Genomic DNA, 25502 nt, shown 5'->3' on the forward strand with positions numbered 1-25502 from the left:
AAGCTGAAAAGCTTATATGACCATAATTGCGTAAGCAGTTACCGTTGCAGCGGTAGTTCAGTTGGTTAGAATATCGGCCTGTCACGCCGAGGGTCGCGGGTTCGAGTCCCGTCCGCTGCGCCATTTTCTAGATCCCTTGTCTAGATATGATGGTTTCAATCAGCAAGATTTCTTTCTTGCATCTTAAAAATAGCGATGCTATTTTTATTCCTCAAGGGCGCTTAGCTCAGTTGGTAGAGCGTCTGCCTTACAAGCAGAATGTCGGCGGTTCGATCCCGTCAGCGCCCACCATATTCTTTCTATAAAAAGTCTTTTAAGTTTCTATAATTTATATAAAATATGATGAATTCATGTTTATAATAGAATTATGAGAAATCCATACCAGCGTAAGCCTTCAAGTACCTCTATTGCCTCTACAGTTGTCTCTCCAAAAGAACAATACCAACAATTTATGGAAACAATTGTCGCTCAGGCTAAAGTTTATAGTTTATATAATGATGGCTGGGCATTGTGCTCCACTCCATCTGGTCAGCGCACGCTTGCTGTTTGGCAAAGTAAAGGTATGGCACAATTATTGGTTCGTGATAAGTGGGAAAAATATCATGTGGAGGAAATCCAACTGATACCATTTATTGAACAAGTTGTTCCTTATATTCGACAACACAATACTCATTTGTCACTTAACTTGATGCCAGAAGGTCAAAATGTTTTGGTATCGGGGCGACAATTTCTAATTGACCTAAAAGCTTATCTATACCAGTTATCGATCGATCAACCTGAAAAATTAAATAGAGAAGGGGTTCCTTCGCCTCGAAAAATCCGAATACATGATAAATAGAAAATTTAGTATTCTCTTAAAATCCAACCACTAATATAAGCAAAATATTCTCTAAGCCATGCGTTATATCGTGTGGTTAAAGGAGTTTCAGCACTGACTGATGTGATTTGGGTATAACCTTGAAATCGGGCAATGGCTGCAGCACGTGGTGTATGAAAATCACTAGTCACAACCACAATATGACTATCTTGGTTTAAGCCTATTCTGTTTAGCAGCGGAACACTGTTTTTTAGATTGAGTTCGGTGCTGGTGCTTTGACTTTCTTCAAATATACGCTGTGGGTGAATACGATACTTGTCGATCAAATATGCTTTCATCACTGCAGCTTCAGTAATTTTCTGATCAAAACCTAAACCGCCAGTTACAATAATAGAACTACTGGAATATTGAGCGGCGATCGTTGCACCTTGGTCTAATCGAGCCTGAAGCGTTGGGGAGGGGTGGTTGTTAATTAAACCACTACCCAAAATAATAATCGCATCAGGTGGTGTATTCATGATAGGGGAATGATTTGATTTAGCTAAAAAAATAAAAAAATAGCCAAGCTGATTAACCAGATGGAAAAAATTGTCCATCCCATTTTCCAAAACAAGTTAAAGTTAGAATGATTCAAACGGTAGAGTTGGATTTTCTTATTAAAAAACAGACATACAATAATTATTATGCCAATAAATGCTGGAAGTACAGTACCCAAATGAATTTTATTTTGACTCATTAAAATGATTCCATCGATTAATAGTATCAATGCTATTAACCAAGCGAAAAATTTTAAAATCCTTATATACATTCGATGTCATCACTAGTGGGAAATGAGAAAAAGTATATCGCATAAAAAAACCGAGCAGATTAAATAAAAATCGTGCTCGGTTTTGATCATAATAACCTTGTTAGTAAACGTCTCTACGGTAGCGACCAGCTTGTCTTAATTCATCTACAGTAGTTTCACCTAAGATTTCAATTAAAGCTAGATCAACATCGCTTGCCATACCATTGATACTGCCGCACACATAGATGACAGCACCTTGATGAATCCATTTAACGACTTCATCCGCATTTTGACGCAGAATATGGTGTACATAGACTTTTTCTGGTTGGTCTCGAGAGAATGCAAGATCAATACGCTTTAACATCGCTGTATTTTGCCAAGCTTCGATTGTTTCTTTATAAAAGAAATCATGTTCGCGTTGGCGTTCACCGAAGATGAGCCAGTTGTCAGTGTAGTCCAAACGTACGCGAGCTGAAATTAAGCTCATTAGCCCTGCGATTCCTGTCCCGTTACCGATACAGATAATCGGTCGATTATCATCAATTAAATGGAATGATTCATTGGTTCGAATACGAAGTTGTACCTGAGTACCAACCGCAACATGATGTGTTAACCAGCCTGAGCCTAAGCCGAGTTGCTGCTGTTCATCACGTTGTTGACGTACCACCAAGCGCATCATGCCTTGAGTTGGAATACTTGCGATCGAATATTCACGAGTAGGTAAATTTTCAAGCTGCTCAACGAGTTCCTCAGCTGTAGCAAATGGCTGAATCTCGCTATTTAAATTTTTATTCCACAGGCTTTCAACTAAAGTTTGACCTGTAGTTGCGAGAACTAAAGCCTCATCTAAGTTGTGCTGTTGTAAAAATGCTTGAATACGTTCAATGCTATTGCCGGGTTGAATTTCCGCAATATCTCCAGCTTGCCAGATCGCGTCGTGATCAGACTCAAGCTCTAAATTATAAGCTGGTTGACCCAAACTGTTTGGATTAAGCAGTGCACGTTTTTGAAGTTTCCATTGATCAAAGACTTTATCAATAGATAGTGTTGCTAATTCCAATTGAGCAGCTTGTGCGAGTGCATCTGTCCAATTTTGAATATCTTGGTTATTGGCATTGTCCACTTCAATCACATTAAAGAGGGGAGTTGCACCAGATGCATTGAACCAGTCATAAATACGATGACCAAAACTACAATAAGTGTCAGGATATTCACGTGAACCAAGTGTCATAACTGCGAATTGAGCATGACTTAGATTCAGTGGATGAGACATCAATTTCTTTTCAAAGTTTGCAGCTAAGTCTGGAGCTTCACCTGTACCGTAAGTACTCGCGACCACTAGAATTTGAGATGCTGTTTGTAGCTCATTAGTGGTCAGGCTTTGCACTGATTTAACAGTGACGGGTTGGCGTGCTGCTTGCAGAATTGAAGCTGTACGCCAAGCCAATTGCTCGGATACACCAGTTTGACTTGCATAAGCGATGAGCCAAGGTTTGGCATTTGGATCAACATCAACCACTGCTAAATTTTGCTTCGCTTCACGGGTCAATTGTTTTTGCTTGCGGCGTTTGAGGTAGAGCATCCAACCCGTCACAAAGAATAACGGCATAGCGAGTGCAGCTAACATCGCGAAGAACTGGTAAATAGGACCAAAGAAGCTGCCACGGTGTACAGGTAACATGCTGCTCATGATTTTTTCATTGAGTTTTTTGTCTTCGTACAATTCAACATCTTTCAATTGATTCGTATTTAAGTCGACAGTCGCTTTGTTACGAGCACGTTCATGTTGCGGAACAGGATCAACGAAACTCAGTTCTAATTCACCGTTTGCACGTTTAGGAATGGTGAAGGTTACGGAAGAAAATTGATTTTTAAACTGTTGATCAAATGTAGACCAAGATTGGTTGAGCGCAAATTGAATCTGTTCTGTTTGGAGTGATATACGCTCTTCACGTCCTTCACGTCCTTCACGTCCTTCACGTCCTTCACGTCCTTCACGTCCTTCACGTCCTTCACGTTGGGCGTTTGGTCCAGTGTTTGACCCAGGGCCACCCGCTTGCATTTGGGGTTGCGGGCGCTCAACACCAAGCACTTTAAACATGCCGTTGCGCCACCAGTCATATGACCAATATAAACCTGTACAAGCCAACATGAGATAGAAAATAGCCACCCATGTTCCAACGACTGCGTGTAAATCCCAAATAAAGTTTCGACCTTTTAATTTGGGTTTAACTGAAAACCATTGTTTGAAACTGTGTTTTTTCGGCCAACGTAGATATAAGCCACTGAGGACAAAGAAAATAAGAATCAGTGTACATGCACCGGTAATTTGTTTTCCAACTGGTCCGACTGTCAAGTTACGATGTAGTTGTTGTACGAATGCGAAGAATTTTCGACCTTTAATTTCAGGTAGTAATTCAGCACTGTAGGGATTGATCATCATGGTCAAACCACGACGTTCGCCTTCTTTCGCAACATTGATACTCGATGAGTCAGTAGGTTGAGCAGCAATTGTAATGCTATTGATTTTAAGATCAGGATGCTCCTGCTGGAAATGTTGATAAATTTCAGCTGGTGTTAATTTTGGGCGTTGTTCAGCAACAACTGTATAACTTTCCTGATTGATCAGCTTGATAATTTGCTGCTCATAAGAATATATCGCCCCAGTGACACCCATAAGTGCCAAAATAAGGCCTGCTGTTATTCCGAAAAACCAGTGTAACTGGAAAAATATTTTCTTGAACATAAGGGTCTGAGTGAATTGGAATTTTTGAATGGTGCGATTATAACCTAACTCAAAAAAAGTGGAATGTATTTGAAGATAATATTTATTCTCATTCTCATATAAAAAATTGTGATAAAAAAACCTCCAAAGTTGGAGGTTTTAATATAAAGCCGTATTTACAGTGATTTTGGCTCACCAACGCTTTCTTTTAGATGTTTACGGATGGTCTCGAAAGAGAAATTTTTGCTGTTCATTCGTTTTGGCAAGATATAAGCGCCTTGCTGACCTTTAACTTTAAAGTTCACCAAAATGAAATCTGGCGTGTTATACCACTCATAGATATCTTTCCAACCAATTGAACCTACACCTTCTTGTAGTCCCATTTTTTGACGCATCACGATACCATGAGGCTGAACACCTAATTTAATTCCAGTAATTTCTTGTACTGGAAACTCATTCATTTTACGTTTAGCGTACCATTCTAGTCCAAACTTTCGCACTAAAAAGTATGTCAGCACACAGACTAAAGCCACCCAGCAAAATACAGTAGAGTAATTTTTAATAAAAATTAGACCCAAAATTGCAAGCGCAGTAATTGCACCCATAATAGCCCAAGCTTTAGTTCCAATTTTATTTGTGCTGCGCCAGATTGCGAGTTGCGCATGGCGTTGTTCAGCTTCAGTAACCTCGTAAGGAACGGGTTGTAAAGTGTAGGCGTATAAGTTTTTTGCAGTCATAGTTTCGTTAACAAAATGTGTATATCTGAGCAGAGTTTAGCATTAAATTAATACAATCAGGGAGTATATTGTACTAATTTACTGCCTTGAAAATTCAACATTTACAGTGATGCCAATGCGCTGGATTGAGTATCATGTTCATGACTTAAACTTTGTTTTAAGGTACTCAATCGTCTTAATACACCAAGCATTAAAGAAAGTTGCTGTAAAACAATCAATGATTTATGTGAATCCTGATCATCTTTATTCAAACGTTCACGAATCGCGGACTCCAAATTTGTCAGATTTAGCTCAGGGAATTCATCTCGCAAAAAAGCACCTTGGATATCATTTAACGCTTGCTGAAGTAGCTCTAATGTTGACTGATCTTGAATTTTTTCACGGTGTGCACCTAGCGCAGCAATATAGCTGATAAATGTATGATTGAGACAGAGGAACTCAAATGCTAAAGCTTTTTGTGTTGGATCAAAATCAGGTTCTGTTGCTAATGTCGATATGAGTGATGCAACATCAGCATCACGATTATGTGCAGTGCGGCGGACTACGCGGTAGTTCAAACTGTTATTACGTCCATGATGGTACTGTTGGACGACTTCAGTAAGATACTGGCATTGAGCTTCAAGTGAACGTCTGATTGAATGGGGGAGTCGTCTGAATTTCCAATCTGGAAAAATAAAGCTCACCCCAAACCATGCCAATGCACAGCCAATTAAAGTATCTAACATTCGAGGAAATGCCGCTTGAAAACCTAAACCGTCCAAATTGAAATTAATTAAGGCTAAGATCGTAATAAAGGCAGTGGCTTGCGCATATTGCTTACTGCGTAATTCAAAAAATAGTACACCACTCACAATTAATAATAAAAGTTGACCTTCGACAGAAGGAACGAAATACAGAATTGCAAAACCAAGAATAATGCCACCAAGTGTTCCCATGATCCTGAGTCTCAGTCGACGTTTTGTGGCGTTGAAGTTTGGTTGACTAACAAATAGGGCTGTTAACAGTACCCAATAACCGTATTCGATATTGGTGACTTGAACAAAAACATATCCGATGAAAAGTACGATGGAAACACGAATTGCATGTCGAAAGAGTACGGATTCAGGGGTTAAATTTTGTTTGATACGAGAAACGATATCTTCCCAACCTTTCAGATCGTCATCTTTAAGTTGGTTTTCTAAATGTTTAGTGCGGTCAAATTTAATATGCCGTTCAGTTTCAAGATTTCGTAATTGAGCATCGATGGCTTTTAAGTTCTGGAGTAAGGCAAAAAGAGCATTAACCCAGATAAGATCATATTTTTGTTCATCACGGATTTTTTCTAATGACTTTCTGAGATTACTAAATGCATGTTCAAAACGTGGATTATGCTGGTAAGTTGTGCGATTTAAGATGCTTTCACTTAAATCTTTACATGCTTTTGCTTGCAGTGTAAGAATACGTTGGAAGCGAAATAAAATATCACTATGTTCAAAGGCTTTGGTTAATTGTTGATAATCAATATGTGCCGAGTCAGCTCGCTCGTGAATGTCCTGTGCAATAAAATAATATTGTAAGCTGCGACGGGTATCACTTTGACCACGATCTCCTTTTAATCGGGTAAGGAGTGTGGTTTTCATATCATTAAAGATACCTACTAATTTCCCATTTTCCAGCGACAAGCTGATCATACTTTTTTGGTAGCTATTCGCTGTCATATCCACATCAAAGAGATTGGATTTAGCAAACAGGAAATCACCGAGTGAAGAATAGCTTTTCGAGAGTTGATCTTGAACTTGTCGAGCTGGAAAAAGCAAGAAACTAAGCGTAGACAAAATCCCATACCAAATGGCACCAATCACCAAAAGACTGGGTTGCATGTACCATTCGTCAAAAATATCAACACCTAGCATGGCATAGACAGAAATCACTAAGCAACCATATGAGATGGTGGCATAACGTCTGCCTAATGAGCCCAGTAAAATGAGACCAATACAAGAGATGATCAGGCCTGAAGCAAAAAGTACAGGATATGGGAATAACAGTTGAACAGAAGCTGCCGCAATAAAGAAACCAATATAGGTATAAATCAGATTCATGATACGTACTGAGAAGCGATCATCGATGTCGCTCAGACCAGCAGCAACAACCCCTAATGTTAATGGAATCGTCATCAATTGCTGATCTAACAGATAGGGAATAAACGCGGTACCTGCGAAAGCGACGATCATCCGCAGGTTATACATAAATGAAGTATTATAGGTCGCTTTTTTAAGCTGAATCAGCCATTTGTTCAAACCAGAATCCTTTATGAATAGAGGATAGGGGGAGATGAATATAAGTTGAATATTCATCTAATTTAAATAGAAATTATATGCTTGAAATTAACTGTTTGTCTTTATAAAACCACCCTAACTGAATGAACGTTTTAATCCTTAAAAAATCAGTCTTCCAAGAAAACAGCAAACTCTTCAACTGGAACTCGAGGTGTTCTGAAAGTATTCACAAGCGCATCTGGGTCGGCATAGCCTAAAGCCATCCCACAAACGAGTTCTTCGTTGGCAGGAGCATCCAGAACATCAGTGACGATTTGATGAAAATGATTCCATGCCGCTTGAGGGCATGTATCTAAACCACGTGCTTTTGCTGCAAGCATAACATTTTGAATCATCATGGAAATATCCATTTTAGAGCCAATGCCCATGGCTTTATCCACGGTAAAGAAAATGCCAACAGGTGCATCAAACAATTGATAGTTTCTAAGATGTTGTGCAGCCATCTTATCCTTTTCACCTTTTTGAATGCCCAGCAATCCATAAAGTCCCCAACCATTTTCACGACGACGATCGATATACGGGGAAATCCATGTTTCTGGATAATAAGCAAAAGTCTCTGTGTATTGTTGAGCAAGTTCAGGGTTTTGATAAAGTTGCATTTGTGCATGACAAACTTGATCAATTAACCGTTGACGACGTGCGCCTGTCACCACATAGACTTTCCAGGGTTGAGTATTTGTGCCAGAAGGTGCTCTTGATGCGACTTCTAAGATTTCTTGGATAAGTTTTGTGTCTACGGGGTGATCTAAAAAGGCACGTATAGATTGGCGGCCAGTGATCACTTCATCAACGGCTTGAGTATGTTCTGTGGACATTGCAACTCCTATTTGAATAATTTTGGATGATCAATGATGTCTCTACGACTAAGGTATAATTTTGAATATGCTTTTAAATAAAGATTTTATAAATTATACAGATATAAACTTTTTTCAATTCATCATCAGAAATTGTGATTGAGAAAATTGGTTTTGACAATAAAAAACATTTAATTATGAAACATAAGTTGCTAGATTAAGTTACAACGAATACACATTATGTTACGTATTTATTTTAATCAATTCATCAAATTTTAAAAAAAGCAGTTTAGTGCATCGTTGATTATTTTAAATTAATCAAACGTTGTGATTGGGATTCAGCAGGTTGACCAAGCGTATATGCACGGATGTAAGATGAAATAATTGGAGATTTTTAATGAGTCAATCAAAACATCAAACATTTTTAAAGAAAAGTTTAGCAATCGCAGTTGCAACTTTTGCAGTTTCTACTGCACAAGCAGCGACTGAAAAAGATGAAATTCAAAAATTACGCCAAGAAGTTGAAGCGTTAAAAGCTTTAATTCAACAGCAACAGCAACATCAAGTACAACAACAGCAGCAAGTACAATTGGCTGAAGTTAAAGCTCAACCAGTAGCAGCAGCGCCTACAAACTTGAAAACTAAAGCAGGTGCTGAAGTGAATCTATATGGTTTTGTACGTGGGGATGCGAACTATATCATTGAAGGTGCTGACAATGACTTTAATGCTGTAAACAGCGTTGGAACGAGTAATAATCCGTTAGTTGAAGATAAATTACGTGCAACTGCAAAAACAACACGTCTTGGTTTAGATTTCAAATCTAAAGTAGAAGGGGCAGACGTTGGTGGTAAAGTAGAAGTGGACTTTGCAGGCTCAAATGAAGCATTACGTATTCGTCATGCGTATTTAACACTAAATAATTGGTTATTCGGTCAAACTACTTCAAACTTCTTGTCAAATCATGCTCCAGAAATGATCGATTTTGGTACCAACATTGGTGGCGGAACAAACCGTTTACCGCAAGTGCGTTGGTCTCACAAATTAGCGCCAACAACTCAATTATTTATTTCAGCTGAAGAGGGTAATTCTACTGGAGATGGTATTAAATACCGTCTTCCAACTTTAACTGCAAAAGTCACGCAAGCTTATGCAGAGGGTAAAGGTAATGCTTCAGCTCGTGCCTTAATCGAAAATTATAAATCTGATACCGCTGGTGATGATAAGACTGGTTTTGGTGTAGCGATCGGTACAAATTACCAAATTAGCGAACCACTCAAAGTATCTGCTGACGTGTCTTATGTAAAAGGAAACAGCAACTATTTATATGGCTCAAATAGTGCTTATGTTGTCGATGCAAATAACAACATTGAACAAAATGAGTTTATTGCAACGCAAGTGGGTGCTACATATAAGTTCTCACCTCAGTTACGCTCAACACTGGCTTATGGCGCACATTATGCTGATGACAGCACGGGATATGCTAAAACTAACCCAAGTGCAAATGAAACTGTTCAACAAGCCTGGATTAACTTCATTTACACACCTGTGAAACCTGTTGATCTAGGTGTTGAATATATCAATGGTAAGCGTGAGATTTTCGCAGGTCAGAGCTATAATGATGACCGTGTAGGCCTAATGGCGAAATACAGTTTCTAAGCATGATTTATAAAAAACCGAGCATAGTCTCGGTTTTTTTCACTTGTCATTCATCAGTTCAGACTAAAGAATATCTGAATTTTGCTGATTGAATAAACAAAAGTAATGCGAATTATAAAAAAAAGTGCATAATGTTCGGCTTAAACAGTGAGCAGTCCTGATCATCAGGAATTTCTTAATCATTTTAAGTTCACTAAAACATATTTAAGTGTTTGTTTGAGCCATAAATCAATTGTATCTAGCAAAACGCATGTCTAAGAATAGAGTGTGTTTTGTGCTACTGATTTATTTTGAAAAGTGTATGTTTTTTATTAACAAGATTGAATCCAATGAAATCGAGGAATTAATATATTGTTACTCAATTAAAAATTTTATCTATTCTTTTAGATAATCAATATTGAATAAGGATATGTTTATTTTTGGATGTGAGATTCGAAATAAATCTTATTGATTAAAAAACAAGCATAATATGAATTAACAGTCATCTGTATTTGCTGAGAATTAATGATGGAATTTACTTTTAACGCTTTTTACACGTTAATTGCTGCAGTAATAGTTTTATTGCTTGGCCGTTTTCTTGTCAACAAAATCGACTTCTTAAAAAAATATAATATCCCAGAGCCTGTAGCTGGTGGTTTGGTTGCTGCCATAGTTTCGTTAATTGTTCACAATTTGTGGGGCTACAGCATTACCACGAGTAGTGAATTGCAAACCAGTTTCATGTTGGTGTTTTTTGCCTCGATTGGTTTGAGTGCAAACTTCGCCAAACTCAAAGAAGGTGGTATGGGACTGGTGATCTTCCTGATCTGTGTCGCATCATTTATTATCGTACAAAACTTTGTCGGTATGAGCCTTGCAACGGTACTTGGTATTGATCCACTTATTGGTTTAATTGCAGGTTCTATTACCTTAACGGGTGGTCATGGTACTGCTGGTGCATGGGGTGAGATTTTAGAAGTAGAGCATGGTATTCAAGGTGCTTTAGCACTGGGTATGGCAAGTGCGACATTTGGTTTGATTATTGGTGGTTTGATTGGTGGTCCATTAGCGAAATTATTGATTAATAAGCACCAGCTCTCATCACCAGTGACTAATTCGGTTGAAAAAGACACACGTGATGCGAATGCAATTGCAAATCCGAATGATCAAGGCGAGTTTGTGCCTTTTGAAAACCGTAATCAAGTTCGTTTAATCACTGCGGATAATGCGATTACCACATTAGGTTTATTTGCTGCGTGTTTGGCATTTGCTGAATTTATGACAGGTTATAGTAAAGGCACTTGGTTTGAGCTTCCAACTTTCGTTTGGGCATTAGGTGGTGGTGTTATCCTGCGTAACATCCTCGAAGGTCTCATGAAAGTGGAAATCTTCGATCGTGCAATTGATGTATTTGGTAATGCCTCTTTATCGTTATACCTAGCAATGGCACTTCTTTCACTTAAGTTGTGGCAATTGGCTGATCTTGCAGGCCCATTGGTTGTAATCTTAACAGCTCAAACCTTAACTATGGCTTTGTACGCAGCATTTATCACTTTCCGTGTGATGGGTAAAAACTACGATGCAGCAGTTCTTGCAGCAGGTCACTGTGGTTTCGGTATGGGAGCAACACCAACAGCTGTTGCAAACATGCAGGCGATTACAAATATGTATGGTCCTTCACATAAAGCATTCCTCATTGTACCTTTATGTGGCGCATTTTTTGTTGACTTAATTAATGCAACTGTAATTCAGATGATTTTAAAATTCTTTGCTTAACATAAAATCTTCTTAATAAAATGTCATGTACAAAAAGCCCCGCATCTGGGGCTTTTTGTCATAAAAAATTCATACAGACGACTTGTCAATGATATGCTTTCATTCAGTTTTGATTTTTAATTTCTGATGCAATGAAGAAGTTTGTACTCCTGATTTCCCTCTTACCTTTGATTGGCTTACAAGCCTGTCAACAGGTTGTAGCCAAAGCTCAGCTTTCAAAATCTGTGTCTACACCTTTGGTGGATGCTTCATCTCATATCATTAAAAATAAGCATAAGAAAACTGATGCTCCAAGTATTGCATTGGTGCTTGGTAGTGGGGGAGCGCGAGGCTATGCGCATATTGGTGTCATTGAAGTTTTAGAGCAACGTGGAATCAAGCCTGATTTTATTGTTGGTACCAGCGCAGGGAGTATAGTCGGGTCAATATATGCCAGTGGAAAATCAGCAAAATCGTTACGTGAAGTTGCATTAAATATGCAAGTCAATGATGTACGTGATTTTAACATTGGTATTCAAGGATTTTTTGATGGCGCTAAGGTTGAGAACTATGTCAATAAACAAGTGGACTTTATGCCCTTAGAACAGCTTCCTATTCCAATGTATGTGGTGGCAACAGAGTTAAAAAATGGAAATTTAACAGTATTTAACTATGGTAATACTGGGCAAGCAGTGAGAGCTTCTATCTCTATTCCAAGTATGTTTATTCCCGTAAAAATTGCTGATAAGGATTATGTTGATGGCGGTTTAGTAAGCCCTGTGCCAGTCAATGTGGCGAGAGAATTAGGGGCAGATATTGTCATTGCTGTTGATATTTTGGCCCAGCCAGAGCACACGGAAACCTCGAATGTGTGGGGGATGTTTAATCAAAATATAAATATTATGCAAAATAAGATCGCGTATAACGAGCTAAAAAATGCAGATATTGTGATACAGCCAGATCTAAGAGAAAAAGCACATATCTTTGATGTTAAGGGTCGTGAAAATACGATTCAAGCAGGTATGACTGCAGCATTGAATAAGGTTAATTTATTGGATCAGATACGTCATCGGACGATAGGACAATATGATGCTCATCAGTATCCTGCCCATGATGATAGTAAAAGAGCTGTTTGTTTAAATTGCTAAATTAAATCAGATCTTAATTGTCTCATAAAATATATATAAAAAATAAGTAAAATCATTGTTATAAATTGAATGATTGGTATATTGGGGTGATAAAAACGAGGGTTAGTACTTTATCTAACCCTTAAAAAGATGAAATATAAATTAAGGTGTAGTGTGTCAGTTTTTCAAGTTGGTCAAATTGTTTATTTAGCGTCAAATTCAGATATTACATTCGAAATAATACGAATTAACTATGATGAAACCTATGAAATTCAAGTCAAGAATCAAGCATCGTTAAAGTTAAAATACGATAATATTTCTGCTGAGATGCTTCGTTTAGTCAAAGATGAATAAATTTTAAGCAAATTTATCATAGCTTCTGAGAGTGAACGATTTCCTCTGATACTTTTAAGCTATCAAGTCTTGAAATTATTGGAGTTTGTTTCTGAATTAAACATTTTATAATCAAGAAAAAAGTTATAATAGTGTATTAAATCTCCTGTCATGATTGAGTTCTAATATTTATGTCCGAATTTAACCAAGCGTTACCGCTTGCAGATGATCAGTCTGAATTAACGATGTCTGTATTAATGACGCCGGATATGGCGAATTTCTCAGGTAATGTACATGGTGGAACAATTTTAAAGCTGCTTGACCAAGTTGCTTATGCGTGTGCAAGTCGATATTCAGGTTCTTATGTGGTAACTTTATCTGTTGATAAAGTGAACTTTAAAGAACCAATCCACGTGGGTGAGTTGGTGACTTTTTTAGCCAGTGTGAATCATGTGGGGCGTACCTCAATGGAAATTGGGATCCGCGTTGAAGCACAAAATATTCAAAAACGTACGGTACGACATACCAATAGTTGTTATTTCACAATGGTCGCTGTGGATGAACATGGGAAACCAAAACAAATTCCACCGCTAAACCTAGATAATGACTGGAAACGTTGTCGTTTTGAAGCTGCTGAGCATCGTAAAATTGCTCGTTTGAATGAAAATCATCATCCTTCTTGCAGCATATATAAGAAATCGGTTTAAGAAAAAAGACTTCACATGGTGAAGTCTTTTTTATGGATTTTGTAGCTTGGCGAGGGTATGTCCATCGACAATCATGTACCAGTTGCCTTGTGCATCCTTGTAGGGTTGACGAGTGACAATAAATTTCGTGTTGATAGGACCTAAACCTGTTTCAAATCCAGTATCTGAAAACTGTTTAATTGGAGCTGAAACGGCGGTTTTTTTACTGAGCTGATTGTTACTATATTCTATACGACCATTAGCAGTAATATTCAATTGAACACGACTGTCCGCGCTAATCCAATGTCCTACATAATCCAGTTTATCCTCTGGTAAAGGTTTGGAACATGCAACCAGCCATAGGCTGAGTATAGCTATCCCAAGAAATTTTTTCATTTTCATGTCACGTGCTTAGAATTAAATTGGCTTTTTGGTTAAAATATGTGATTTATTTTTCATTTATATCGTTTTATAATAATTATGTATATGTGTTTCTCGTAATTTATAGAGAATTATTCAAAAAAAACAGGCATAAAAAAGTAGAGCTGTAGCAAAGCTCTACTTTTAATCAGATCAAGCCATCGGGGGAAGACTTGGTCTAAAATTCAGTCAATTTATTTTTGATTAATTACTGAGCAGGTTGAGCTACAGGAGCTTCAGTACCTTCTTCAGCTGCAACCTCTGTACCCGGTTGAGCAGCTGTTGGTTGACCAGCAGCAGTAGTTTCAGCATTCACTGGTTGTTCTTGAGAAGAAATCAACACTTCCTGTTTTTTTTCATCTTTTGCTTCTGTTGCAGCAAATGTTGAGAAAGCTGTGAAGGCAAGTGTAGTTGCTAATAAAGTTTTAACTAAATTCATGAGTGGCATCCTTATTCAATAAAATAAATTAGAATTTAATCTCATAAGCTTTCCGAGGAGAGAAGCGAATATGAAATTAAATCTAGATCATCGCGTAAAATGTTAAAAGCTGAATCGCATCTAATACGGTTAGCGAGTCAACGAAATTCATCCTAAGTCCAGAAGCTCAATTGGGCAATCAATGCAACAAAGTGAAACACGATAGTTAACGCACGACCAACAAACCAAGGTGTAATGTATTTTTTTTGTCTCAATGAGAGTCAATATGCCTCATAAAGTTGTCAAAAAATATGTCATGGTGAAGAAAAAAACAGCAATTTTTTTACTTAGTTTTACATTTGAAAAGGTTAGATTAGAAAATCAAAATTGAAGTTTTGAATTAAATTCAGAGTAATGATCTGTGAAATAGATTTACATATTTTCAATTTTGATTCAACAGTTCACTTATCCTATTCAATTCCAATCATTTAGTCTTTTGAATTCATGCATTCATATAAATTATGAGGAAAATTATCCTAGACTTGTTTTTTAGATAAATTCCGACAAGAATCCGTACACCTCTTCAAATTCAGAGATCCATTTTGAAAGTACTTGCAACTCAGTCAGTGCCTACACATATCATTACAGGTTTTTTAGGTGCAGGGAAAACCACGCTTTTACAACAACTTCTCAAATTTAAACCTAAAAATGAGCGATGGGCTGTATTGATGAATGAGTTTGGTCAAATTGGCGTTGATCAACAGTTATTGCCAAATAATGATGGCTATGAAATCAAAGAGCTATTGGGTGGATGTCTGTGTTGTACAAGTCAATTGCCAATGCAAATTGCATTGTCTCGGTTATTACAAGAATCTCACCCAGATCGGCTATTTATAGAGCCGACAGGATTGGGTCATCCTGCACAATTGGTTGAACAGTTGACTGAACCACATTGGCAACATCTAGTTGAGATGCGTTCTGTAGTCACAGTGATTGATGGATCTCGTTTACATGACCCAGATTGGATGAAGCAAAGCTTATATCAAGATCAGTTAAAAGCGGCTCAAGTCGTGGTTGTGTCACATGCTTCAGACATGAATGACATGGATCGAAAACAATTGGCTGATTTAAAACAACAATATTTAGCTTATATTCAGCATTGGCTTGAAGCTGATCAAGGCAATATTCGCTTAGAACAAATTGATTATCCTTATGTAGGAATTCAGCGTTCAATGAAACCCTTATTCAAGGTTCAACGTCAGTTCAAAGCTGATGAGGAAATGCCAGCCGTAAAGCAACTGCCGTATCATTACGTCGAACAGGCTCAAGGGTATATTGTGGCAGGATGGAAGCTTCCAAAACGTTGGCAGTTTGATTTTTATGAATTATTAGACATCCTTTGTGAGCTAAAACACTGGGTACGTATTAAAGGCATCTTCAATACCAACCAAGGTTGGATGACATTCAATTTTAATCCTGATCAATTCAATTACAAATCAGGCGAAGAGAATGTGGATAATCGGATTGAAGTGATAACCCAGCAGAATCAAGATTGGGAGCATTTAGAGCAATCAATTCTTAAGGCGCGAATCGATGATCAATAAAATCGTTAGATCATTCAACTCAGAATACAGACGGATTGAAAAGCATTTTCTCAATGTACGCTGAATCGGGTATGCTTAGCACCAAATTTGAGGATACCCCTTATGGCGTTAAAAGCGACGATTTATAAAGCAGATTTAAACATAGCCAATATGGATGTTCATCAATATGGCGACTATCAGTTAACGATGGCTCTACATCCGTCGGAAACGATTGAACGTTTGATGGTTCGAGTATTGGCATATGCTCGTTTTGCAGATGAGCATTTAGAATTTACTAAAGATTTATTTGAAACTGATGAGCCAGCACTTTGGCAGAAAGATTTAACGGGTCAGTTAGAAAAATGGATTGAAGTGGGTAGTCCAGACGAAGATAAAGTAAAAAAAGCGAGTGCGCGTTGTAAGGAAGTTGCGGTGGTCACTTATGGATCATCAGTGGATGAATGGTATAAGCGCAACAGTAAATTGAAAACATTGAAAAATGTGCAAATCTGGCAACTCAGTGAAAAAACAACGGCACAAATCCAAGCATTGTGCGAACGTACAATGCAACTGCAATTGAATGTGATGGATGGCGAGTGGACATTGATTTCAGATCAAGGTCAAGCTGAGATTGAGTGGACTCAATTACAGTAAGCCACTAAGATTTTAACGATTAAATTTGGAGTAAGCACATGACGGCTGAATTAGAAATTATTGACTTGGTGGTAGGTGAAGGTAAAGAGGCTGTAAAAGGTGCTTTAATTACCACGCATTATACTGGTTGGTTGGAAGATGGTACGAAATTTGATTCATCATTAGACCGTGGTAATTACTTTGAGACTGTGATTGGTACAGGTCGTGTCATTAAAGGTTGGGATCAAGGTATTATTGGAATGAAAGTTGGGGGTAAGCGTAAACTGATTGTGCCTGCACATTTGGCTTATGGTGAGCGTAAAATGGGGAATATTATTCCAGCCAATTCTAATTTAATCTTTGAAATTGAATTGTACGATGTAAAAACTCGCGATTAATTAAAGTCGATGAAAAGCCCTGCATTGCGGGGCTTTTTTATGTTACAACAATCCTGAGCGTGCAATAGATATAACAAAAAATTTCTAAAAAACGCACCGACTCAGCAGAATTAGGATTACTATTCAGAAAATTCATTCAAACAAAATTAGGGATATAAGCGCTGAATGTTTAAGTCATTTTTTCCGAACCCAAAGTGGTTTTTTCTCTCTGTCGTCTTGTGGTTTTTTATTAATCTCGCTTTATGGTTTTTTGCGGATGGAAAACAATGGGGCGAATATTTAGGTTTTCCTCAAGGTTATGCAGAAGCTGAACTTGCGATTAATATCAGTCGTTTTTGGTCACCACAATTTTTGTGGTTCTATCTATGGTTCTTGGTGGCGACCGCCTTATTTGCACTGTTTTGGAAAATAAAATCAGACAATCCGTGGCAGCGTTGGTCAGTATGGGGATCTGCATTTATCCTTTTTAATATTTGGTTAACAGTACAAGTCAGCGTTGCTGTGAATGCATGGTATGTACCATTTTGGGATTCTATTCAACAGATTTTAAATTCTGGTGGTGGTGAGGTGGATAAACTCTATGCGGAATCATGGACCTTTATCAGCTTGGCCAGTATTTCAGTGACATCAGGCGTCATCAGCGCTTTCTTTACCAGTCACTATATTTTTAGATGGCGTACAGCAATGAACGAATACTATGTTCAGCATTGGGAGAAATTGCGTCATATCGAAGGTGCTTCGCAACGTGTACAGGAAGACACCATGCGTTTTGCAACGATCGTTGAGGATTTAGGGGTTGAGTTAGTCCGTGCAGTACTGATGTTAATTGCCTTTCTTCCTTTATTATTTGCATTGTCTGCGAAAGTGCCTGTTTTACCGTTTATTGGTGAGTTGCAATATTCTTTAGTATGGGCAGCGATTGGATGGGCGGTATTTGGAACTGTCTTATTAATGGTGGTGGGTATGAAACTGCCAGGATTAGAATTTAATAATCAAAAAGTGGAAGCGGCATATCGTAAAGAGTTGGTATACGGCGAAGACCATGAAAATCGTGCACAACCTGCAACCTTAAAACAACTTTTTAAGAATATTCGTGCTAACTATTTTAAATTGTATTTCCATTATGCCTATTTCAACTTGTTTGCACGTTGGTATGGACAACTGGACAATCTCTATATGTTATTTGTGTTGTTCCCCGCGATTGCAGCAGGCCTGTTGACACTGGGATTGATCCAACAAATTATGGGTGTATTCAATCGTGTTCGTGAGTCATTCCAATATTTGGTGAGTTCGTGGAAAACGATTATTGAACTACTTTCTATCCGTAAACGTCTAAAAGCATTTGAATCTATTTTAGAAAAGTAGTGCCCATTATGGATTTAAATTATTAAAAAAAAAGGCTCGTATAGACGAGCCTTGTTATGTCTGAGTGGGAACTTAGAGCGTGCTGAAAATATTTTTTAGAATCTTACAAAACCACTTACGTGCGTCTAAATCATCCTTATGGTTATACCAGTTAACACTGACATTGAATGAGCTAACTTCAAAAGGGAGTTCAAAAATTTGAATATCCGTATGCTGTTGATAAACCTTCGCGGCTCTCGAAGGCAGAGTAACCAGAAGTTCTGAGTGTTTTACCACGTTCTGCAAAACACTGAAGTGGGGGACTTCAAGCATGATCTGACGAGAATGACCAAGTTCTTTTAAACGCTGATCAATTTCAATATGACCAGTACTCGATTTGATCGCAACATGTTTTTCCGATAAATACGCTTCCATGCTGAGCTTTTGCTGTATGCGCGGATGCTCTTTTTTAGCGATACAGACATAACGTTCCTCAAACAAATTTCGAGATTCAATTTTGGGCATAATGGTGTGACTGCTATTAAAAACAGCCACATCCAAAAAGCCTTCAACCAGCCATTCCTCTACTTTTTCTGAGTGAATTTCCTCAATTTCAAGTTTGATATTGGGAGCATGTTGTTCTAAATATTCAATCAGCGAGGGAAGTAAACAAATTTCTCCTAAATCAGAAATGCCTAAACGAAATACTTTTGAAGAGGTTAGCGGGTCGAAATGCTTGGCAGAATCAATCGCCATATCAATTTTAACAATCGCTTCGTAGAAACTTGGATAAAGACTTTGTGCAAGCTTTGTGGGTTTAACACCAAACTTGTCACGTACAAAAAGCTGATCATTCAGCATTTTCCGCAGTCGATTTAAATTATAGGTGACAGAAGGTTGGCTGAGATTCAAGCGCTCTGCGGCGTGACTGATATTTTGAGTTTGATAAATAATAATAAAAACTTTAATCAGACTTAAATCGATCAACTTTACATTCCTTGTAAATATTTAGAGACAGTCGTTATATCGAATAACCACTGTAACAAAAAAAGAGAGAGTTAACTCTCTCTTTTATTTTTAATGACTTACATGGTATTGATGAATCATCTACTCATAAGCCACGTTTTTAACGCCGTTTGCTGCGCCTGCAATTTTTTTATTGCGCAGATGGATCGCAGTCACACTGATCACTGCAATCATACAAGGGATAGATAAGGCAATGAAATTATATTGCACTGGCAAATTAAGGCTGAGTAACCATCCACATAAGATTGGACCCAAAATCGCGCCTAAACGACCTACGCCAAGTGCCATACCTAGACCTGTCGCACGTATGTTAGATGAATAATATTGTGACATATAAGCCAACAATAAAATTTGTCCGCCAATCGATGCTGCACCTGCGACTGCTACACAGAAGTAAAGCACCATGGTTGGTAAGTTATAGCTTAACAAGAATAGGGAAATTGCGCCGCTAACAAACAAGGTACAAAGAACTTTAGGTAAACTGAATTTATCAGCAAAAAAACCACCAAAGATTGCACCCAGCATACCACCAATATTGAGCGCAAATAGGAACACTAAACTGGTAGAGAGGTTGTAGCCAGCTTCCATCATCAGTTTAGGTAACCAGTTACCAAGCGCGTATACCAATACCAATGCCATAAAGACACTTGCCCAGAATAGAACAGTGGTTACACCACGACTTTCAGTAAATAAGTCTTTCACTGGTGATTTAGACGATTCTTGGTTTTCTTGATGCAGACTAATGCGCATATCAGCAGGGATTCTTAGATTTGTGTCAATTTGTTCTAAGATATGAGCCGCTTCTTTATGTTTATTTTGACGAACCAAATAATCGATGGATTCAGGCAATAATTTCCAAATGATTGGCAATAGAATGAGTGGAATACCTGCAATCATAAACATGATTTTCCAGCCAAATTGCGGTACTAGCCACATGCCTAAAATGGCAGAGCACATTCCGCCTACAGCGTAACCACTAAACATCAATGACACTAAGGTGGAGCGTAAACGTTTAGGCGCATACTCCGTCATTAGTGTAATAACGTTCGGCATCACGCCACCAAGACCTAAGCCAGCAATAAAGCGATAGATCCCGAACTCTTGAGGATTGCTCGCTAGGCCACACATCACGGTAAAACCACTAAAAATGACAATACAAACTGCAATCAGTTTCTTACGGCTAAAGCCATATTTTTCAAGTTTGTCACTCATACTGCCAAAAATGATGGCTCCAAACATCATGCCAAAGAGGGCAAGACTTCCTAAGAAGCCCGCCGTCATTGGATCGATTGCCCATTCTTGCATGAGTTTAGGCAATGCCACACCGTAGATGACTAAGTCATAGCCATCAAAAATAATAATCAATGCGCTGAGTAAGATGACTCGCCAGTGAATGGCTTTGAGTTTGGCATGATCAATAATTTCATTTGCATTTAACGTATTCATGGAGACCTCCCTGGTCAATGAATCGGTTGATAACAGTCCTGTTAGTGTTTTTGCTTATTTATATGGCTTCAGCCACAAGATTTTTCTCGATTGCTTGGCCTAAGCGTTGTTGTGCAAGTTCAACGTCTTTCTCTAAATCGTGTTGCCATAACCAATCAAAACGGTGTGCCAAATGTTGACCTACACTGTCAAAGTCTGGATACAGGGGTGAATATAATTCGTAAATCTCACCAGATTCTCTTGACGTGTTTTGTACACGGATGGCACGCTCTTTGCGCAGTTGCTCATAGACATGAGAGAGTTGTGCAAGGTCTTCAGTGCAGATTTGCGCTGAGTGATGTTCCAGATGTTTGAATAATGCAGAAAGAATTAAAGCATCTTCAAGACCCTGACCAGCACCAGCTCCTTGGTGTGGCAACATGGCATGTGCTGCATCACCAATCAAAATGACATTGTGTTCGCTGTTTTGATAGGTCTTAAGTGGCTCAATCTCATGAAGCGCCCAGATGGTAGGTTTTTCAATTAAGTTCAGTAATGCGCGACAGCTCTCACTCCAATCCGCAAAATCAGCCAGCATTTCAGTATTGGTTGTTGGTCGTGTCCAAGGAGTCCCTTCTGGCAGAGTTGTATTCTTGCGATCTGACTTAAAGGCAACAATATTGATTTCTTCACCTTTACGAATAGGGAAAGTTAAGATGTGTTTGTCTTTACCCAATAACATTTGTGGGACATCTGCAAGTTCAGGATCGTGTCCAAGTTCTGCAATGACCTGTTTAAAATCTAAATATTTGATAATGCCGCGATAAGCCCATGTTCCTGAAAATTGAGGATCGACTTTTGGAAGTTGATGCGATGCCAATACATGATCACGCACAACAGAATGGATACCATCACAACCAATCACGTAATCAGCTTCAACCACTTCACCATCTTGGAAAGTTAAACGAACAGCAGCGCTTGAAGCTTCAACAGATTGCACACGTTTATTGAAATGTGCATTTTGTGAAGGAACAAATGGAATAAGTGCATCTAAAAAATCAGCACGATGCACTGAAGATTGACCGACTTGAGGTGCGATTGAAGCCGATAGGTATTCATCGGTATAGCCATTACGCCATTGGAACCAGATATCTTGATAAGGCGCAGCAACTGTATCCGCAATGGCGTGATATTCTTCACCCAAGCCTAGAAGCTCAATTGCTTTAACAGCATTGGCACCAAATGAAATGCCTGCGCCAATTTCTGAAAACTGTGCTGCTGACTCATATAAATGCACATCAAATTTTTTATTTTTTACTAAGTTGGTCATTAAAGCTAATCCAGCAATACCACCACCAATGAGCGCAATCTTAATTCTTTTTTCCATGATTCAATTCCGAGTTTTTTGCCCTGAATAAGATCATTACTGATTTTTAAGTACTTATCCAATTTATATATTTTGGTGAAAACTATTTAAAAAATTGATAGTTTGAATTTGACGTCTATTCCTACTGGTTTTGAAGCTTTATTGTCAATATATGATCATTCATGTGCATGATTTAGCAAATTTACTACCTAAATTTTCATGTGCTTACTTGTTTTACAGTGAATCTGTAGGGAAATGCGTTCAGGATGTGATACAACAAAAACATAATGACAACGATGAAAATTGAGTTTAAGTGATGACATTAAAAATGAATAAAACTGCTTTACGTACACTGTGTGCATCGGCTTTGATCATGGGCGTATCGACATTTTCGAATGCGGGAGCAGCTGTAGATCAATTGAGTGATTGTTTGGTCAAGTCGACGACCGCTGCTGATAAAACGACAGTATTACAGTGGACATATTCAGCACTGTCTACTCATCCTGATTTAAAAGGCTTTAGTAATGTCAGTGCTGAGCAACGTACGGCATTGGATCAAAAGTTAGCGCAAGTCTTGCAACGTGTGATCGTAGAGCAATGTTCAACACAGACCAAAGCGGTGATTCAAGCTGAGGGTATTCAAGCTGTTGGTGAAAGTTTTCAAGCATTGGGTCGTAGTGCAGGCGAAGAAATCATTAAAAACCCTGAAGTGAATAATCAGCTGAAAGGGGTGGTGCGTTATATTGATTTAAATAAATTGGTGGCAACATTCCTCACTCCTGATATTTGGAACAAGCTTGGGATCACTCGCTAATCTCGAATTTCAATCAATCGTAAGAATATACATAATTTGGCGATTGATGAATGTAGGGTAGAATTACTCAATATCAAAATTCAAACTAGAGAAAAGGCAGGATGATATCCTGCCTTTTCACATTGTACGCATAGAAATTATTTGAATAGCAGCACACTTTTACCTTGCGTATGACCCTCTAAAATGTCTCGGTAGGCTTGCTGTGCTTCTGTAAAAGGATATTCACGACTGACTGTCCAATTGAAGGTGTTATTTGCAACGCATTCGACCACATGTTTTAAATTGGAAACATTACGTTTAACCCAGACCGCTTGAATTTTAGCGGATGACAGTTTGCGTCCTGCAATCGTGCCCATAAATCCGCCATTTTTCACTGTTGCCAATGAGGCTTGAGTGGCATCCTCGTTACCTGCCATATCAATCGAAGCATCAAATTGATCTGGATGGACTTGTTTCAGACGCTCAATCAATCCTTCGCCGTACACGACAGGAATCGCCCCTAAACTGCGGATATAGTCTTGGTTTTTTGCTGATGCCGTTGCTACGACGGTAATGCCGCGACTCACTGCCAATTGAATGGTGATCGAACCCACACCGCCTGACCCACCGTGTACCAATAAACTTTGCATTGGACCAGTTTCATCTAAAATAGTCATCGCAGTTTGAGCTGCTCCTGCAATCGAGCCTGCAATCGACCATTCCAGATTTTTAGGTTTTGCGACTAAATTGGCGAGAGGAACGTCTATCACTGTGGCATGGGTAAATGCTCCACCAGAACCCAAAACTTCGTCACCGATTTTCCATACACTGTTTTCAGGTACGTCTACGATTACCCCTGCAAACTCAGTTCCAAAGGTTTGTGGGAGTTGTGCGTGTTTGAATTCACCTGTCATGCGACGTGCATCAATGGGGTTAATTCCTGCGGCTTTGACTTGGATGCGTGCCATGTCAGGGTTTAATGGTGGGAGGGTGTAGTCTGTAAATTCGAGGACTTCGGGTTGTCCGTAGCTTTGGGCGTTGAGTACTGTTGATTTCATGATTTGTTTCATTCTTCTTGATGATGAAATCAGTATAGAAGAGTGAAAGTAGGCAAATGAAGATCGAAAAATAGAACAGTGTTTTCTGGTGGTTTGATTTTTTATTTTAAAAGATACCTCTCCCTTGCGAACTCAAAATATATTTTGAGGATTCTCATCACTTGCGCTTCGATTTAAAAGCAATGCATTAAATATTGCTCAAGAGAGGGAACACCGCGTATCAAAATAATTACATGACACTCCCTCTGGGATGAGAAGCACTGCTTAGCAAGGGGGTGAGGAGATTAGATACGTCCTACTCTTCGAGTTTGGCAACAGAGGATACTTTTTTGATGGCATTAACATGAAATAATCTTTAGATAATTTAGACTTTTGAATTACTTCAAGATATTTTAAAAGAATAATAAAATTGAGATTGATATTAATGAATCATAATCATGTGATGCTTTCTAATTTTCCATCACTTTTAGGAACTTTGACAGCTATTGATAAAAATGGAAGAGATATACAGCAGAATGAATACAGATATTCTGGTTTTGTGAAACGCGATGAATATAGAACCTTAATAGAAAATAGTACCGTAAAAGTTTTTTTTAAGTTTAATGTTATACGATGAAATTTTTATAAATGATGAAGACTTTTTAAAGATTGTTAGTTTTATAGGTGTTGTAAATTCAACAAAATTATTGGAACGGAAAATAATTAAAATCATTCCAAGATTTCAAAATCCTAATGTTATTGTTCATAGAAGTAAAAATTTATTACTCAATAAGACTAGGTATGAAATTGAACCACTTATGTATTTAGGAGGATTGCATGATTTGGATAGAAATTATAAAAAATACTCTGTAAATGAAAGTCATCGATCGAAAATAGTTCAATATTTTGATAATGCGCTTATTAATAAAGATGAGCGTGATGATTCTATATTTTTAAAGAATATAGACATTATAAAAAATGAAGAGCATATAGACTTTAATAATCTAGATTATAAGACTACTTTCGAAATTATGAGACTGTATGAAATTGTAGATAGTTTGCAGATGCAAAATAGACATAATTTATCAAATAGTATTATGGATGATTATGCAAAAGATTATTTAGGATCAAAGTTTATTTCAATTAGTGGAAATATTAACAAAGCTAATGAAAAGATAGAATTATTTGAAAAGGTTAGTGAAAACAAGAGGATTCCTAATTTCTATCAAATGTTTAAGAAAGGAACTGTTGAAATAGACCAAATTCTAGATATTAGAGAAAGTTTTAACTCTAAAGTTTTTAGAAATTGGTTTGCTAATCCTGATTTATCCGAACAGGATATTTATT

At 38.0% G+C, this 25502-nt stretch carries 23 protein-coding genes and 2 tRNA genes; 14 read left to right on the forward strand and 11 right to left on the reverse strand.

Features of this window, described 5'->3' with window-relative positions:
- Nucleotides 1-46 precede the first annotated feature (46 nt).
- The 3 genes from CL42_RS11180 (at nucleotide 47) to CL42_RS11190 (ending at nucleotide 838) form a co-directional block, all read left to right on the forward strand.
- Nucleotides 47-123: transfer RNA gene (locus CL42_RS11180), tRNA-Asp, on the forward strand.
- Between the two features lie 92 nt (nucleotides 124-215).
- A tRNA-Val gene (locus tag CL42_RS11185) sits at nucleotides 216-291 on the forward strand.
- Between the two features lie 76 nt (nucleotides 292-367).
- On the forward strand, nucleotides 368-838 hold the full coding sequence (locus CL42_RS11190; protein WP_035268330.1) for a DUF2750 domain-containing protein: 471 nt from the start codon (nucleotides 368-370) through the stop codon (nucleotides 836-838).
- A 5-nt stretch (nucleotides 839-843) separates the two neighbouring features.
- On the opposite strand, the gene CL42_RS11195 is transcribed toward CL42_RS11190, so the two are convergent.
- The 5 genes from CL42_RS11195 to CL42_RS11215 all read right to left on the reverse strand — a co-directional run bounded on the left by CL42_RS11195 (nucleotide 844) and on the right by CL42_RS11215 (nucleotide 8196).
- A complete protein-coding gene (locus CL42_RS11195) occupies nucleotides 844-1413 on the reverse strand; it encodes a YdcF family protein (RefSeq protein WP_228133270.1) in 570 nt (189 codons plus the stop codon).
- Nucleotides 1414-1725: 312 nt separating this feature from the next.
- On the reverse strand, nucleotides 1726-4350 hold the full coding sequence (locus tag CL42_RS11200; protein WP_035268333.1) for a PepSY domain-containing protein: 2625 nt from the start codon (nucleotides 4348-4350) through the stop codon (nucleotides 1726-1728).
- 155 nt (nucleotides 4351-4505) lie between these two features.
- Complete coding sequence (locus CL42_RS11205; protein ID WP_035268336.1) at nucleotides 4506-5066, reverse strand: YcxB family protein; 561 nt, start codon at nucleotides 5064-5066, stop codon at nucleotides 4506-4508.
- A gap of 101 nt (nucleotides 5067-5167) precedes the next feature.
- The gene (yccS, locus tag CL42_RS11210) at nucleotides 5168-7342 is read right to left on the reverse strand and encodes a YccS family putative transporter (RefSeq protein ID WP_155756980.1); all 2175 of its coding nucleotides are present in this window, start codon (nucleotides 7340-7342) and stop codon (nucleotides 5168-5170) included.
- 146 nt (nucleotides 7343-7488) lie between these two features.
- Entirely contained in the window at nucleotides 7489-8196 is a 708-nt protein-coding gene (locus CL42_RS11215; RefSeq protein ID WP_035268338.1) for a nitroreductase, read from the reverse strand.
- A 376-nt stretch (nucleotides 8197-8572) separates the two neighbouring features.
- On the opposite strand from CL42_RS11215, the gene CL42_RS11220 reads away from it, so the two are divergent.
- From CL42_RS11220 to CL42_RS11240, 5 genes are all read left to right on the forward strand, one after another.
- Nucleotides 8573-9832: a DcaP family trimeric outer membrane transporter gene (locus CL42_RS11220; protein WP_035268341.1), complete on the forward strand. Its 1260-nt coding sequence runs from the start codon at nucleotides 8573-8575 to the stop codon at nucleotides 9830-9832.
- Between the two features lie 507 nt (nucleotides 9833-10339).
- Entirely contained in the window at nucleotides 10340-11587 is a 1248-nt protein-coding gene (gene gltS / locus CL42_RS11225; protein ID WP_035268343.1) for a sodium/glutamate symporter, read from the forward strand.
- A 131-nt stretch (nucleotides 11588-11718) separates the two neighbouring features.
- A complete protein-coding gene (locus CL42_RS11230) occupies nucleotides 11719-12714 on the forward strand; it encodes a patatin-like phospholipase family protein (RefSeq protein ID WP_035268346.1) in 996 nt (331 codons plus the stop codon).
- A 153-nt stretch (nucleotides 12715-12867) separates the two neighbouring features.
- Complete coding sequence (locus CL42_RS11235; protein ID WP_035268348.1) at nucleotides 12868-13047, forward strand: hypothetical protein; 180 nt, start codon at nucleotides 12868-12870, stop codon at nucleotides 13045-13047.
- A gap of 170 nt (nucleotides 13048-13217) precedes the next feature.
- The gene (locus CL42_RS11240; RefSeq protein ID WP_035268353.1) at nucleotides 13218-13733 is read left to right on the forward strand and encodes an acyl-CoA thioesterase; all 516 of its coding nucleotides are present in this window, start codon (nucleotides 13218-13220) and stop codon (nucleotides 13731-13733) included.
- Nucleotides 13734-13763: 30 nt separating this feature from the next.
- Here the strand turns inward: CL42_RS11240 and CL42_RS11245 are convergent, their stop codons facing one another.
- Complete coding sequence (locus CL42_RS11245) at nucleotides 13764-14114, reverse strand: hypothetical protein (protein ID WP_228133271.1); 351 nt, start codon at nucleotides 14112-14114, stop codon at nucleotides 13764-13766.
- A 226-nt stretch (nucleotides 14115-14340) separates the two neighbouring features.
- Nucleotides 14341-14571, reverse strand: a complete 231-nt coding sequence (locus CL42_RS11250; protein WP_035268355.1) for a hypothetical protein — start codon at nucleotides 14569-14571, stop codon at nucleotides 14341-14343.
- Nucleotides 14572-15152: 581 nt separating this feature from the next.
- Between CL42_RS11250 and CL42_RS11255 the strand changes: the two genes are divergently transcribed.
- The 4 genes from CL42_RS11255 (at nucleotide 15153) to sbmA (ending at nucleotide 18529) form a co-directional block, all read left to right on the forward strand.
- Nucleotides 15153-16154 carry a CobW family GTP-binding protein gene (locus CL42_RS11255; RefSeq protein WP_035268357.1) on the forward strand — a complete coding sequence of 334 codons (1002 nt, stop codon included), beginning with the start codon at nucleotides 15153-15155 and terminating at the stop codon, nucleotides 16152-16154.
- 102 nt (nucleotides 16155-16256) lie between these two features.
- Nucleotides 16257-16787 (forward strand): YaeQ family protein, encoded by a 531-nt coding sequence (locus CL42_RS11260; RefSeq protein ID WP_035268360.1) that lies wholly within the window; start codon nucleotides 16257-16259, stop codon nucleotides 16785-16787.
- A 38-nt stretch (nucleotides 16788-16825) separates the two neighbouring features.
- Nucleotides 16826-17164: an FKBP-type peptidyl-prolyl cis-trans isomerase gene (locus CL42_RS11265; protein WP_035268363.1), complete on the forward strand. Its 339-nt coding sequence runs from the start codon at nucleotides 16826-16828 to the stop codon at nucleotides 17162-17164.
- A 165-nt stretch (nucleotides 17165-17329) separates the two neighbouring features.
- Nucleotides 17330-18529, forward strand: coding sequence for a peptide antibiotic transporter SbmA (gene sbmA, locus CL42_RS11270; RefSeq protein ID WP_035268365.1), 1200 nt, complete (start codon nucleotides 17330-17332; stop codon nucleotides 18527-18529).
- A gap of 72 nt (nucleotides 18530-18601) precedes the next feature.
- On the opposite strand, the gene CL42_RS11275 is transcribed toward sbmA, so the two are convergent.
- The 3 genes from CL42_RS11275 to salA form a co-directional block, all read right to left on the reverse strand.
- Nucleotides 18602-19492, reverse strand: coding sequence for a LysR family transcriptional regulator (locus tag CL42_RS11275; RefSeq protein ID WP_035268382.1), 891 nt, complete (start codon nucleotides 19490-19492; stop codon nucleotides 18602-18604).
- 123 nt (nucleotides 19493-19615) lie between these two features.
- Entirely contained in the window at nucleotides 19616-20980 is a 1365-nt protein-coding gene (locus CL42_RS11280) for an MFS transporter (protein ID WP_051586596.1), read from the reverse strand.
- 58 nt (nucleotides 20981-21038) lie between these two features.
- On the reverse strand, nucleotides 21039-22346 hold the full coding sequence (gene salA / locus CL42_RS11285) for a salicylate 1-monooxygenase (RefSeq protein ID WP_035268368.1): 1308 nt from the start codon (nucleotides 22344-22346) through the stop codon (nucleotides 21039-21041).
- Nucleotides 22347-22653: 307 nt separating this feature from the next.
- Between salA and CL42_RS11290 the strand changes: the two genes are divergently transcribed.
- Complete coding sequence (locus CL42_RS11290) at nucleotides 22654-23139, forward strand: hypothetical protein (RefSeq protein ID WP_228133272.1); 486 nt, start codon at nucleotides 22654-22656, stop codon at nucleotides 23137-23139.
- Between the two features lie 137 nt (nucleotides 23140-23276).
- On the opposite strand, the gene CL42_RS11295 is transcribed toward CL42_RS11290, so the two are convergent.
- Nucleotides 23277-24176 carry an NADP-dependent oxidoreductase gene (locus CL42_RS11295; RefSeq protein WP_035268372.1) on the reverse strand — a complete coding sequence of 300 codons (900 nt, stop codon included), beginning with the start codon at nucleotides 24174-24176 and terminating at the stop codon, nucleotides 23277-23279.
- Nucleotides 24177-24778: 602 nt separating this feature from the next.
- On the opposite strand from CL42_RS11295, the gene CL42_RS11305 reads away from it, so the two are divergent.
- A partial coding sequence (locus tag CL42_RS11305) for a hypothetical protein (RefSeq protein ID WP_035268375.1) occupies nucleotides 24779-25502 on the forward strand: 724 nt, incomplete at its 3' end.

Origin of the sequence: Acinetobacter sp. Ver3 (assembly GCF_000632455.1) — a bacterium.
Lineage (GTDB): Bacteria > Pseudomonadota > Gammaproteobacteria > Pseudomonadales > Moraxellaceae > Acinetobacter.